Origin of the sequence: Moorena sp. SIO1G6, assembly GCF_010672795.1 — a bacterium.
Taxonomy (GTDB): Bacteria; Cyanobacteriota; Cyanobacteriia; order Cyanobacteriales; family Coleofasciculaceae; genus Moorena; species Moorena producens.
In genome coordinates, this window is record NZ_JAAHFZ010000096.1 from 1 (window position 1) to 12745 (window position 12745).

Consider the following 12745-nt stretch of genomic DNA (forward strand, 5'->3'; position numbering starts at 1 on the left):
GATTTAGACGCTTGAGTAAAGACTATGAGTTATATACACAAATGAGTACAGGGATGATATATGGTTCATTAATTCGTTTAATGACAAGAAGATTAGCGTCTTAATTTTTTGTTTACAAATCAGCTCTCAAAAAAGTAATCACAACACTCTCAAAGTTCTCAAAGTCTTGACTGACTATCAATCTCGGGCAATTGAGCTGTTTGAGCAAGAAGCATGGGTGTTGAGTCAGCTGAATCATCCAGGAATTACCAAATCAGAAGGAACCTTTATCTTCTCCCCCAGAAACCACGAGATCAGCTTAAACTGCATGGTGCTCGAATACATTGAAGGACTAGATTTAGAGGAGTATCAGCACCAACACAACAAGCACCCTATTGACGAAACCTTAGCCTTGGAATGGCTATCCCAACTGTTGACACTCCCCGTCCTTTAAGGACGGGGAGTGTCAAATATATCTCCTTTGGTTTTCGGGTAGTCTGTGATTTGATCTAAACTTTAGCAAAGGGAACAGCGGATCACCGGAACAAAAATTATCACAATTCCTAGACGGATTGCTATTTCAATCTAAACTTTTGATTTAAAGTGCAGCATTAACGCAATGGTTTATTTGTAGACAGTTTGCTTATCTTCAGCCTTGACAGTCAACCGTCAACCGTCAATCGTCAACCGTTAACAAAACCTGCTTAACACAGGACTGAACTAGACTTGGTAGTCACTCCATTACTACTGTCTTCTAAATTCTCAATAAAATGACTCCAAGGTTCTGTATAAGTTTCTGTGTAAGTTCTCGAAAAATCTAGAATAGGAGTTTCTTGTGCTGACCCAATCCAACCACTCACTGGACAAATTAACGGGAAAAGCCACTCATAGTAACTCTGGGGAAACGGAGTACTAGAGAGTTCCATGATGCTCTTATAAAATAGCCCAAACGTCCCTGGGTCAATTTTGTGCTTCTCGACAGCAACTTGGATGAATTCCTCTGGACTCAAGCCTACATAACTTTGGCAGATTGTTACCCAATTCTTTAATCGTCGCCTCGCCTTTAAGCTCAGCGAAATAAATTTAACTCCCTTGAGTTCCTCAAATTTAGGAGACTGATTTAACACCTCCTCTAGGCCGGTGGTATCCGTCGAGCCACTGAATTCCCTTTGCAACCGTTTAGCGATCGCTAAATTAATCTCAACTAATTGCTCTACTGGTCGCCACTGAAGCTCTGCCAAAATTTGCTCCATGGAAATAGGTGGTGTCAAAGTAGACGAACTATATTTCTGGTTCCGTTCAATGGCTTCGATCGGGTTTTCCTCACTGACCAAGAAGCTGATCAACTCTTCCGTTGTCCAACCAATACCTTTAGCCAGCCTCTCTAGCTTCTCTAAGCTAGGAGTGTTATCAAAATTCATCCAGTTTGTCAAGGTATTGTTAGTGACATTGACTTGCCTAGCAAGTTCCCGGACACTACCCAATTTTTGAGCCAGTACCTTAATCAATTGACTTAGCCTTTGGTGAATTTTGCTGTGTTTTAAGGAACTGTTTTTACTTGTGTCCAATTTTTTTACCAATGTGTTCTGGTGAGATAATTTAACACTTCCCGATCCGGTAAGTGTAGGCTCGGGCGTGGCCATTCTCGGCTTTGGTAGGGAGCACCCTGATCGAAATTGACCCCAGCTGGCAACCATGCGATCGCATAGCCACAAGCGAAGGGCGTCCATACCACCATGCTGCCCAAACATGAATGGACCATCCCTAATCTTCTCCGTGAAAACTCAGTGGTAACTCCCCGGTGGGCAAAAGAGTATCTTACGTATAATCACGGTTGTTCAATATTTTTAACAAAACTAGGATGGTTGTGAAAAGGGTTGAACATCTACACCATATGTTAAAGCATCAGAACTGGGAGAAAAGGGTAACGGCTAACCAAAGCAATACCCTTGCTCAGGAAAATCAGCAACTCAAACTTAAGTCAGATCAGTGCTACATTCCCATTACAAGTGGCCACGCTGGTTCTTCAACGTTAGTCCGTTGGAAGCAGAAAGTCACTACACAGAAAGTCACTACACACAATCGAGTGAATTTCTCGAGCTACCCACTGTGCCCTCCCCGCTACACCAAACCGGAGAAGCCTGTAGCTCCCCAAGAACAAGTAAGTAACTTACAAGAAACTTGTGGTAAAATCGTTCATCTACTCTGTACATCTGACTATGGGAAACTGACTCAAGATGAATTGAACAGGAAGTGCCGGTATTCAGAAGAGCGACTTGCCCAAGGACTGAAACAGCTTGAGCTTGAAAAGGTAATTCAGTTCAAGTGGGGCATGTGGGTGATCATTAATCACCAACCCATCTGTCCTAAATGTGGTCTCAAAACTCGTGTAGTTAATTCTGCCTTGACACCAGGGAAAATTAAATCAATCTGTTCAACATGTCTCGAGTTAAAGCGTATTCAGTCAAAATTGCCGTTTTGATGAACTGCACTAAATTCTTAAAGGGTGGAGTGCGTTGTGAGGAGAATGAGCAGCGAAAGCTGCCAAAAAATGGAAAATGGACAAGGAACCATCCACAAGCAGCCATTGGATAATGTGATTTATGGGATTTTCACCTGTAGCCATTGGTCATCCAAGAAAACAGTCTCAAAAACTGTTGACTCGAGATCTAGGAATCTGATTTGAGTTGTCAAACCTCTTAGGTGCGCTTTCCGTTTGCTAATTTAATTCGCCACGGGTCGCACGTGATCATGGGGTGATCAGGTGATGGGGAGGAAGTTGATAATAATGTATCCCTTAGCAGTCCTATGGAAATCAGGGAAACCATTAGTTTAATGCAGCATTCCTCCCCTCCTAACTCTACGAGTGTAGGCGGAATATCCAGCTGCAATTTTTAATCAACGAAAAACCATGCATCGCCCAATTTACCTAGACTGCCATGCCACAACACCTATGGATCAACGGGTGCTTGAGGCAATGTTACCCTACTTCACTGAACATTTTGGCAATCCATCCAGTATCAGCCATACCTATGGCTGGGAAGCTGAAGCGGCGGTGAAACAAGGGCGTCAGATTCTGGCAGATGCTATTCATGCCACACCGGTCGAGATCATTTTTACGAGTGGTGCCACAGAGGCTAACAATCTAGCCATTAAAGGGGTGGCTGAGGCTTATTTAAGTAAAGGACGTCACCTGATTACCGTGCAAACTGAACACAATGCTGTTCTTGACCCCTGTCATTATTTAGAAACCCTAGGGTTTGAGGTGACATTTCTACCGGTAAAAGCTGATGGACTAGTGGATTTAGGCCAGCTAGAGCAGGCTTTCCGTCCTGATACCATTTTAGTCTCAGTCATGGCAGCCAATAATGAAATTGGAGTGTTGCAGCCTTTGGCCGAGATTGGGGATATTTGTCGCCAGCACAATGTACTCTTCCATACAGATGCTGCCCAGGCTATTGGCAAAATCCCCTTGGATGTGCAGTCGATGAAGATTGATTTAATGTCCTTGACAGCCCATAAAATTTATGGACCAAAGGGCATTGGGGCTCTCTATTTCCGGCGTCGTAACCCCAGAGTAAGGCTTGCACCCCAGCTCCATGGCGGTGGGCATGAACGAGGGATGCGTTCTGGTACACTTTATACCCCTCAGATTGTGGGGTTCGCTAAGGCTATAGAACTGGGGTTAGAAGAACAACCCTCAGAATCTCAACGGTTGATGGAACTGCGGGAGAGTCTGTGGAAATCTCTCTCTAGACTAGAAGGTATCCAGATCAATGGTCATCCTACCCAGCGATTGTCCGGAAACCTTAACATTAGTGTGGAGGGAGTAGATGGCGCAGCCCTGATGCTAGGATTACAGCCTGTGGCAGCCGTTTCTTCTGGCTCAGCTTGTTCCTCGGCAACTGTAGCTCCTTCCCACGTACTATTAGCCCTAGGACATCCGGAAAATCTGGCTTATGCCTCCATCCGGTTTGGAATGGGACGCTTTAATACCATGGCGGAAATTGGCTTGGTGGCTGAGCATACGATCACAACTATTCAGTCTCTGCGGCAATCTCAAACAGTCAAAATTAATTGAACAAAATTGTTGAGCGCAGTCCCTAGCCATATTTTATAATTTGGGTGGGGTAACCGAAACCAGCTTTGAAATTGGATAGGTGCGCTCTTACTTGGCGAATTAAATTCGCCACGAGTCGCACCTGAAGCCTAAGCTTCTAGGCTACGATCAGATCGGTACGGCAGTGGTGCTATCCCGGTGAGGTTCCAACGCCCACGGGAACGGGCACCAAGAGAAAGGAGATTTCGCTCCTTAGGCACAACCAATTCCTGCAAGAACTTTAATAGATATTTTCTATTAGCGAAAGAATCCCCAACTATCAATCTTTGAATTAGTTCCGGTGCGTTCAATGTGAGTTTCCCTTGAGTTATCAAAAGAATTGATATGCTATGATGATTGAAGCTAGCTAAGGCTGTGTGAAAATTCACCGTTAGCAGTCCGGCAGGGTCGAAGCCTATTAACTTTGGTTCTAGTGTTAACCACGACAGGACAAACCAATTCGTCGTCAATCTCTCAATGGTAGGGCGGGAATCGTCGAAACCCCAGTCAGAAAGACAAGCGGGAAACCCTTGAGTAGGCGAATCAACAGGGGATCAGGACATAACACATCCCCAACAATGCAAACATGTGTGCCTGTAAACCCTAAATCTAAGCAGTAAAGCTGCTGAAACAGGGAGATTCAGGAGATATAGACAGAAACCCTGAAGAATATCTTGACCTCTAGTCAGGAAATACTCAAGCTAATAAAAAATCAGAACTTTTGGATAGATTGGTGCCAATTCGGTAGTTTGTGGTAAATCCCGAACAATGCCGATAAGGGGTCAACTGACTTGTAAGTCCTAATCAATGATTCTCCGGAAGTTTCCGGAAAGTCGTCGGATTTACCTGGTATAATTGCCGTAACAGCCACAGAAGCTTGAGATTTGGGAGTCTGCTGATAAAGACTCCAGAAGCAATAATCGAGCTGAGAGCCATTGAAGTATCAAACAATAGTTAAGTTATTCTGTAGTAAATGCATTGGCTGTAAGCAAAAGCGCTTTTGGGATTTTTTCCTGAAAGCCAAAAGAGATACCTCCTCGTCAATTAACAATTGACGTGCTATACACGGCTTCCGGCATCTGCCGAGAATTACCGGGTTAAATTTATCTGTATGAAGCAGTTGTGGAAAAACTCAAGTTAATTAGGTGCCCTTGACCTTGGCGAATTAAATTCGCTGTTTGTCCGCGCCTCCAAGGCCGCGAGGGATTGCTCGCGGCCTTGGGTCGCGCCTTCGGGTCGCACCTCAAAAATTTTCGACTTTGGGACAGAAGATCCTAGTGGAAAGCGAGTCTTAAAGTATAGAACCAATGTCGCGCCTCCAAGTGGTACAATCAACAGAGCCGCTACAATCCCATTCACCAAACCACAAAACCCCCTGTCAGCACCCCCCTCTAAACAGAAGGGGCTTCGAGACAGTTTCAGGGCCATTGACTACAGCCATTAACTACAGCCATTAACTACAGCCATTGACTACAGCCATTGACTAAAGTTGTCCCTCAAACAATGAGCAACAAAATACTCTAATTATTCATAGTCTATTTATTAGTCCCTGTGGCCGATCAGTTTAATGGCAGTAAATCACCGAACATTTCAGACCTAGAAATAGAGTACGACTCCTATCGTTAACTGTAGGACTAAGCGTACTACCAAGTTTTGAGGAAATTGCATGCCAAAGCAAATTATTATTGCAGAGCAACATCAACTTGCTGCTGTATTTTGGGAAGATCAAATTCAAGAACTAGTAGTTGCCACCGGTAATCACCAGGTCGGTGATATTTATCTCGGCGTTGTAGAAAATGTCTTACCGGGTATTGATGCAGCATTTGTCAACATTGGTGATCCCGATCGCAATGGTTTTATTCATGTGACAGACTTAGGACCATTGCGCTTGAAACGCCGGTCTGGTGCGATCACCGAACTGCTGACTCCCCAGCAGAAGGTGTTGGTACAAGTGATGAAAGAACCCACTGGTAACAAAGGGCCAAGGCTCACAGGTAATATTAGCTTACCCGGTCGCTATTTGGTGCTGATGCCTTATGGCCGAGGAGTGAACTTGTCTCGGCGGATTAAGAGCGAAAGTGAACGCAATCGCCTCAGAGCTCTAGCAATTCTAATCAAACCATCGGGCATGGGAGTGCTGGTGCGCACCGAAGCTGAAGGCAGAGCCGAAGAAGCCATTATGGAAGATTTGGAAAACCTGCAAAAACAATGGGAAGCTGTCCAGCTCGAAGCAACCTCTACCAGAGCACCAGCCCTACTTAATCGGGATGATGATTTTATTCAGCGTGTCCTCCGGGATATGTACACTGCTGATGTTAATCGGATTGTGGTCGATTCTAGTACTGCAGTCAAACGGGTTAAACAACACTTGTTGAGCTGGAGCGGAGGTCAAGCACCAGAAGGGGTCTTGATTGACCATCATCGCGATCGCATGCCAATTTTGGCATACTTCCGGGTCAATGCTGCAATTCGAGAAGCCCTCAAGCCAAGAGTAGATTTACCATCTGGTGGCTACATTATCATTGAACCTACCGAAGCCCTAACTGTAATTGATGTGAACTCTGGTTCCTTTACCCGCTCAGCTACAGCACGGGAAACGGTTCTGTGGACTAACTGTGAGGCAGCAACAGAAATTGCCCGCCAGCTGCGCCTACGTAACCTAGCTGGGGTGATCGTTGTTGACTTTATTGATATGGACACTAGGCGGGATCAGTTGCAGGTTCTCGAACACTTCAATCAAGCCCTAAAAGAGGACAAAGCCCGACCCCAGATTGCCCAGCTTTCAGAACTTGGCTTGGTGGAACTGACTCGCAAGCGCCAAGGGCAAAATATTTACGAGTTGTTTGGTAAAACCTGCGCTACCTGTGGCGGGTTAGGTCATCTGGTACATCTTCCTGGTGAAGTGGAAGCAGAAGCACTAGAGACCTTAGCACCGATCCCGTCACCGACGGAGCGAAGCATTCCAGAGTTCCCCGAACCCGTAGAGTTATCTCCTGAGAATGATCAGGAGTTGGACTTGCTCAATCACCCCAGTTATCAGGAACGGGGAGCGGTAAATAATCGCCGCCGCCGCCGCCGTCGTATTGATGACCCCGTGATTAGGGAAGAACCAATTACTAGGGGAGTAAATAGGGTGATCTCTGTCTCATCCAACTTTGATGCCATCACAGAAGCCGAGGTATCCACCTCAGGAGTAGAAAAACCCCAGCTAGTCAAGTTTGCTCAAGAGAAGGAACCACCAGAATTGGTCAGGGTTGAAATGAGCCCAGAAGAACAAGATGTTTATGGGTTGATGGGCATTTCCCCTATACTACATTTAGACCGAGAGGTGAAAGATCCTAGGTCAGCAATTATCTCAGTGTTACTGCCGGGAGAAAAAATCGAGGATAATGAAGAAGAATTATCCAATACAACTACCGATTCAACTACCGATTCAACTACTGATTTAACTACCGATTCAACTACCGATTCAACTAATAGTCAATCCTCCATCGACGATCAGCTAGAGTTAGATGAATCAGAATTGGTGCAATCTACTGCTGCCACACCAATTCCAGAAACTGAATCTGATCAACTGAGTACTACCAATGGCACTATTAACAGTCCCCCCATAGTGCGCCGCCGCCGTCGCCGTTCTTCAGCATTGGATAAATGAACACGGACAAAGCCACTGAAGTGTGTGAGTTACCGGATTTATCCGGTACTCCCTCCTTAGTGGCTGGAGTAGATGAAGTAGGGCGAGGTGCCTTATTTGGTCCAGTGGTGGCAGCAGCAGTGATTTTACCTGTATCTGTCCTGCCACAACTGGCTCTAGCTGGCGTTAAAGATAGTAAAAAGTTGTCCCGGAAACGACGCCAAAGGCTGTCTGAAGAAATTCAGGGATTGGCACTGGATTGGACTATTGGTTATGCCACTAGTGCAGAAATTGACCAGCTCAATATCTTACAGGCGTCATTGTTAGCTATGAAACGGGCTGTGCTTAAATTAAAAGTTAAGCCCGATATTTGTCTGATTGATGGGTTACAGGTGTTGCCAGATTTACCGATAGCACAACGAAATCTAGTAAAGGGGGATCAGCGATCGCTTCATATTGCAGCGGCCAGTATTGTAGCCAAGGTGTGGCGTGATGATTTAATCATTCGTCTAGCTGCCAAGTATTCAGAGTATGATTTGACAGCAAACATGGGCTATGGTACCAAAAAGCATCGGTTAGCACTGCAAAAATACGGACCATGTCGGCTGCATCGCATGTCCTTTAGCCCCTGTAGTATAACTTGTCAACAAGTTAAATAAGTTGTTTATTAACAAATAACAATCAACCAAACCGATAACCCTTACCATAAACTGTATGGATCAGGGGGGCGGAACCCTTAATTTCGATTTTGCGACGCAACAAACGAACTAGAGCAGCTAAATTGTTACTTTTTGGGATTTCCTCGGATGGCCACAAATGTTGATAAATTTGCTTGTGAGATAATAATAGACCAACATGGCTCATGAAGTACCCTAGCAGTTGACTTTCTTTTTCCGATAGCTCAATTGGGTGTCCGTGGCGATAAGCAATTTGATTGTTTAAGTCTAATTCTAATTGTCCAACCCGTAACCGCTGGCTGGGATGGGCATCAGTCGCAGCAGAACGCCGAAGCAGAGCCCGGACTCTAGCGAGTAACTCCCGCAGTTCAAATGGTTTAACTAGATAGTCGTCAGCACCAGCATCTAATCCCATGACTCGGTCATCTACAGTGTCCTTGGCGGTTAGAAAAAGAACTGGGGTAGTGGCGTCATGCGATCGCATTTGTTGGCAAATTTCCAACCCAGAAATGTGCGGTAGCATCCAGTCTAAGATTAACAAGTCATAAGCGCCAAGGGCAGCTAACTCATTTCCTGACGCCCCATTATAAGCCACATCTACAGTGTAACCTTCACGAGTTAATACCCGAGACAGGGGGTCAGTCAGCTCAATTTCATCATCTACTAAAAGGATACGCATTGTTTAGCGATTAGCAATTAATCGATTTTGTTGATAGTTGACGGTTGACGGTTCACTATCAATAGGTGCGACCCGAAGGCGCGCGCCTTGAGCTAATTTAATTCGCCAAGTAAGAGCGCACCTAAGTAAAAATTATACGACTTACGCAGGTACTCTATCTGTAGCGTGGGTTATTAACGAACTTGTAAACACCCAATTTATTGATAAATGGGATCAGCTACTTGATATACTGTCTTAGTTAAGATACAGTTAATCACAAGGTAATTATCATTTAAAGGCTAGAAAGACAAACCAGTATGGCTTGGGCATTGGTTACAGGTGGCACCAAAAGGATTGGTAAAGCGATCGCATTAGACTTAGCGAAACACGGCTATGATCTAGCGATTCATTACAACAGTTCTCGCCAAGACGCGGAAATCCTAGGGAAACAGATCCAGTCCCTAGACCGAAATTGTCGGTTTTACCAAGCTGATCTAACCTGTGACCAAGATATGCTCAATCTTTTGCCAAAGGTGAAAGCAGATGTTCCTGAGCTTGATGTGTTGGTGAATAATGCTTCTATTTTTGAACCAGCAACCCTAAAAGAAACGGAACTTGACTTGTTTGACAGTCACTTTGCTGTAAACTTTAAGGCTCCGTATTTCTTTACCCGTGATTTTGCTCGTCTTTATCAAAAAGGGAACATTATCAATATTATTGATACCAGAATCAACAAGAATGATTTTTCCTATTCTGCTTATACATTAGCTAAGAAAGCCTTGGCTAACTTAACCGAAATGGCAGCTTGGGAATTAGCTCCAAATATTCGAGTGAATGGAATTTGCCCTGGGTGGATTTTACTTCCAGCCGGGGCAAGTGAACAGTATATCGAAAAACTTAGACAAAGAGTACCCATGCATAGCCAGGGCAATGAGTCGCAGATTTGTCAGGCTGTTCGCTATTTGCTCTCTAATCAATTTGTTACCGGACAGTTATTATTTGTAGATGGTGGTCAACATTTGTAATCAACTGTAAGCCCTAAGCTTTTCAATTATAACTGATATCTGATAACTGATATCTGATTCTGCTAGCTGAAGGCACCTCAAGTAGCGTGGGCGTAGCGCATCAGCTGATGGCTGATAGCTTACGGCTGATAGCTGACAATAAACTTAATCAAGACTAGATACATCAAAGATATGACACAACTTACTGATATTACATCAATAAAAGTTAATGATTTCGGGAGCAAAAAACAACACAGTTATGTTGAAGCGCTGCTGGAGATAAAAAATTTAAGACTCAGAACGATAATTGGCTTTAATGACTGGGAAAGAAAAACTAAACAAGATGTTGTGATTAATATTAAGGCTGGCTTTACCCCAGGAAATTCTACAAAAAGCGATCGCGTTGAAGATACCCTAAATTATAAAACCCTAACTAAGCGTGTAATTAAAGCAGTGGAAGAAAGTGAGTTTAATTTACTAGAAAAGCTAACCCAGATGATTTTAGATATTGTAATGGAAAATCACCGGATAATATGGGCTAAGGTTAAAGTTGATAAACCTTTTGCTTTGCGATTTTCCGATTCTGTGTCTATAGAATTGAGTGCTAAACGATGAATGAAGTGGTAGTGAATGAAGTGGTAGTGAATGAAGTGGTAGTAAGTGTTGGCTCTAACATTGAACCTAATAAAAATGTAAAGCTAGCAAAAGATAAATTATCAAAAATTGATAATTTTGTTAATGAATCTCGATTTTACCTAACAAAACCCATAGGCTTTACTGATCAACCGGATTTTCTAAATGGTGCCTTTTTAATTCATACAGAAGACGGTTTTGAGACCTTTCGTCAAAAACTTAAACAAGTCGAAATTGACCAAGGGCGGGTTAAGCAAGAGGTGCGACCCGTGGCGAATTTAATTCGCCAACGGAAAGCGCACCTACCCAATAAAAATGGACCGCGCTGTATAGATTTAGACATTGTGGTCTGGAATCGAAGGATTGTTGATCCTGACTTTTATCAGCGGGATTTCATTAAAAAAACTGTGCTAGAGCTGATTCCTGATTTAAACGTTTAACAAATAACTAATGACTTACCCCCCGGAATCATAAGTATTCAACAGGTGCGACAATCAAGCGAATTTAATTCTTAGTGCTAAGAGCGCACCTAAGGACATGATCGGGTTGGTGATAATTTGAGGAGCACGGGCTTCTATAATTGAGCTTCTACAGGTATAGTTGATCTGATCAGTGAACTAATTGACCCCCTGCCAAAGCTCCCGAAGCTCCTCATATGATTACCATCGCATTACCCAAAGGCGCACTCCTAAAAGACAGCATCAAGCTACTGCAATCCGTTGGCTTAGACTTTAGTACCTTCCTAGACTCCGCCAACCGCCAACTCCAGATTCAAGACCCCAGTCAAACTGCTCAAGCTCTACTGGTACGAGCTCAAGATGTACCGGTTTACGTGGAATATGGTCAAGCTCAGTTGGGGATAGTTGGTTACGATGTGCTACGGGAAAAAACCCCGGCAGTGGCTACTTTAGGTGACTTACACTTTGGTTATTGTCGCATGTCATTGGCAGTTCGTGCAGCTAGCTCTTATCTAAGCCCTTTGGATTTGCCAGCTCATGGTCGCGTAGCCTCCAAGTTTGTTCACTGTGCTCGGGAATATTTCAATAACCTGGATTTGCCAGTGGAAATTATCCCACTCTATGGTTCTGTTGAACTTGGTCCGATTACTGGGATGTCGGAGGCAATTGTGGACTTGGTGTCCACAGGTCGTACCTTGAAAGAGAATGGCTTGATTGAAATTGACATTTTGTATGAGAGTACAGCACGACTGATTGCCCATCCCATCAGTTATCGCCTCAATACTGATGGTATGAACAATTTGATTGAGCAGATTCGAGACTTGACTCAGGTCAGTGCTGAGTCCTTAGTGAGTTAGTTATGAGTCTTTAATCAGTAGGGTGCCTTATTAACGCACCCTTACAACTAGAGTTATTCCGTAAGTACTGTAGAGTTGTTTAGCATAAACCTTTACAAAGTAATGCGACACTTATAATATATGATAAATGACATAAAAATAATCATAGTGATTAACTAATAAAGTCTCAATATGATTCATATTAGTTGTCAATCTATCTATCAAGAATAGCATTTTTTTATAAAATTAGTACGCCTCATCTTCTTCATCTCCCCTCTCCCTATAGTTGCCTATAGACTGTTACCTCACTAGACACTTTCGGGAATTGTATGGATAAGTGCCGCTAACCAGTTTTCCTGATACTGCCCCATAAGCAGTGCTAATTGTCATGGGCACTCAAGATGTGTTCTCAACTGTGTGCTCATAATCATCTCAACTAAACGAGACTCAAGATGAAGGTAAAAAATACGTTAATTGCTGCTGCAACTGCTATGGTTTTGGCTTTTGCTTCAGGGTTAAATGCTCAAGAACCAGTTATTGGTGATATCAACACCGGATCAGAATTTATTACCTCGGCAATTCAAGCATTAGCTTCTAACAAGCAAATCATTAATGAGTGCGGTAAAGAGTTAATAATTGAGGTTCTTCAGTACCTAGTATGCTAAACTAATAATTTAAGTCGTTAATACACTAAAAAAAATGCATCAAATTATAGCCCAAAATGTAGCTTTATTGAAATTATAAAGATGAGCTATTATTAACTAGAA

General features: G+C 43.5%; 13 protein-coding genes and 1 pseudogene. 11 read left to right on the plus strand and 3 right to left on the minus strand.

Annotation, left to right across the window (positions count from 1 at the left end; translation table 11 throughout):
- A pseudogene (locus F6K63_RS38165) lies at nucleotides 1-104 on the plus strand (IS5/IS1182 family transposase); the annotation flags it as partial.
- Nucleotides 105-118: 14 nt separating this feature from the next.
- Nucleotides 119-433: a protein kinase gene (locus F6K63_RS34940; protein ID WP_287314702.1), complete on the plus strand. Its 315-nt coding sequence runs from the start codon at nucleotides 119-121 to the stop codon at nucleotides 431-433.
- Between the two features lie 250 nt (nucleotides 434-683).
- Here the strand turns inward: F6K63_RS34940 and F6K63_RS34945 are convergent, their stop codons facing one another.
- Together F6K63_RS34945 and F6K63_RS34950 are read right to left on the minus strand one after the other, a co-directional pair.
- Nucleotides 684-1547, minus strand: a complete 864-nt coding sequence (locus F6K63_RS34945; protein WP_287314689.1) for a helix-turn-helix domain-containing protein — start codon at nucleotides 1545-1547, stop codon at nucleotides 684-686.
- A 5-nt stretch (nucleotides 1548-1552) separates the two neighbouring features.
- Nucleotides 1553-1741: a hypothetical protein gene (locus F6K63_RS34950; protein ID WP_287314691.1), complete on the minus strand. Its 189-nt coding sequence runs from the start codon at nucleotides 1739-1741 to the stop codon at nucleotides 1553-1555.
- 105 nt (nucleotides 1742-1846) lie between these two features.
- Here F6K63_RS34950 and F6K63_RS34955 point away from each other — a divergent pair, with 105 nt between their 5' ends.
- The 4 genes from F6K63_RS34955 (at nucleotide 1847) to F6K63_RS34970 (ending at nucleotide 8371) form a co-directional block, all read left to right on the plus strand.
- Nucleotides 1847-2461, plus strand: coding sequence for a hypothetical protein (locus F6K63_RS34955; RefSeq protein ID WP_287314692.1), 615 nt, complete (start codon nucleotides 1847-1849; stop codon nucleotides 2459-2461).
- 429 nt (nucleotides 2462-2890) lie between these two features.
- Nucleotides 2891-4060, plus strand: coding sequence for a cysteine desulfurase family protein (locus tag F6K63_RS34960; protein WP_287314694.1), 1170 nt, complete (start codon nucleotides 2891-2893; stop codon nucleotides 4058-4060).
- A gap of 1684 nt (nucleotides 4061-5744) precedes the next feature.
- On the plus strand, nucleotides 5745-7733 hold the full coding sequence (rne, locus tag F6K63_RS34965) for a ribonuclease E (protein WP_287314696.1): 1989 nt from the start codon (nucleotides 5745-5747) through the stop codon (nucleotides 7731-7733).
- Nucleotides 7730-8371 (plus strand): ribonuclease HII, encoded by a 642-nt coding sequence (locus tag F6K63_RS34970; RefSeq protein WP_287314697.1) that lies wholly within the window; start codon nucleotides 7730-7732, stop codon nucleotides 8369-8371. The genes rne and F6K63_RS34970 overlap by 4 nt, the downstream gene beginning before the upstream one ends.
- Before the next feature lie 22 nt (nucleotides 8372-8393).
- Here the strand turns inward: F6K63_RS34970 and rppA are convergent, their stop codons facing one another.
- The gene (rppA, locus tag F6K63_RS34975; protein ID WP_287251105.1) at nucleotides 8394-9068 is read right to left on the minus strand and encodes a two-component system response regulator RppA; all 675 of its coding nucleotides are present in this window, start codon (nucleotides 9066-9068) and stop codon (nucleotides 8394-8396) included.
- Between the two features lie 296 nt (nucleotides 9069-9364).
- Here rppA and F6K63_RS34980 point away from each other — a divergent pair, with 296 nt between their 5' ends.
- From F6K63_RS34980 to F6K63_RS35000, 5 genes are all read left to right on the plus strand, one after another.
- A complete protein-coding gene (locus tag F6K63_RS34980) occupies nucleotides 9365-10072 on the plus strand; it encodes an SDR family oxidoreductase (RefSeq protein WP_287314699.1) in 708 nt (235 codons plus the stop codon).
- A 171-nt stretch (nucleotides 10073-10243) separates the two neighbouring features.
- On the plus strand, nucleotides 10244-10666 hold the full coding sequence (locus tag F6K63_RS34985) for a FolB domain-containing protein (RefSeq protein WP_008189310.1): 423 nt from the start codon (nucleotides 10244-10246) through the stop codon (nucleotides 10664-10666).
- Nucleotides 10663-11124 (plus strand): 2-amino-4-hydroxy-6-hydroxymethyldihydropteridine diphosphokinase, encoded by a 462-nt coding sequence (gene folK / locus F6K63_RS34990; RefSeq protein WP_008189308.1) that lies wholly within the window; start codon nucleotides 10663-10665, stop codon nucleotides 11122-11124. The genes F6K63_RS34985 and folK overlap by 4 nt, the downstream gene beginning before the upstream one ends.
- A gap of 215 nt (nucleotides 11125-11339) precedes the next feature.
- Complete coding sequence (gene hisG / locus F6K63_RS34995; protein WP_008189306.1) at nucleotides 11340-11999, plus strand: ATP phosphoribosyltransferase; 660 nt, start codon at nucleotides 11340-11342, stop codon at nucleotides 11997-11999.
- A gap of 431 nt (nucleotides 12000-12430) precedes the next feature.
- Nucleotides 12431-12643, plus strand: coding sequence for a hypothetical protein (locus tag F6K63_RS35000; RefSeq protein WP_287314701.1), 213 nt, complete (start codon nucleotides 12431-12433; stop codon nucleotides 12641-12643).
- Nucleotides 12644-12745: the final 102 nt, after the last annotated feature.

What these genes read in the sequence shown, in the direction of transcription:
- F6K63_RS34970 (WP_287314697.1), top strand. Translation starts at nt 7,730, where the DNA reads ATGAACACGGACAAAGCCACTGAAGTGTGTGAGTTACCGGATTTATCC.
- rppA (WP_287251105.1), bottom strand. Translation starts at nt 9,068, where the DNA reads ATGCGTATCCTTTTAGTAGATGATGAAATTGAGCTGACTGACCCCCTG.
- F6K63_RS34960 (WP_287314694.1), top strand. Translation starts at nt 2,891, where the DNA reads ATGCATCGCCCAATTTACCTAGACTGCCATGCCACAACACCTATGGAT.
- rne (WP_287314696.1), top strand. Translation starts at nt 5,745, where the DNA reads ATGCCAAAGCAAATTATTATTGCAGAGCAACATCAACTTGCTGCTGTA.
- F6K63_RS34980 (WP_287314699.1), top strand. Translation starts at nt 9,365, where the DNA reads ATGGCTTGGGCATTGGTTACAGGTGGCACCAAAAGGATTGGTAAAGCG.
- folK (WP_008189308.1), top strand. Translation starts at nt 10,663, where the DNA reads ATGAATGAAGTGGTAGTGAATGAAGTGGTAGTGAATGAAGTGGTAGTA.
- F6K63_RS34950 (WP_287314691.1), bottom strand. Translation starts at nt 1,741, where the DNA reads ATGGTCCATTCATGTTTGGGCAGCATGGTGGTATGGACGCCCTTCGCT.
- F6K63_RS35000 (WP_287314701.1), top strand. Translation starts at nt 12,431, where the DNA reads ATGAAGGTAAAAAATACGTTAATTGCTGCTGCAACTGCTATGGTTTTG.
- hisG (WP_008189306.1), top strand. Translation starts at nt 11,340, where the DNA reads ATGATTACCATCGCATTACCCAAAGGCGCACTCCTAAAAGACAGCATC.
- F6K63_RS34985 (WP_008189310.1), top strand. Translation starts at nt 10,244, where the DNA reads ATGACACAACTTACTGATATTACATCAATAAAAGTTAATGATTTCGGG.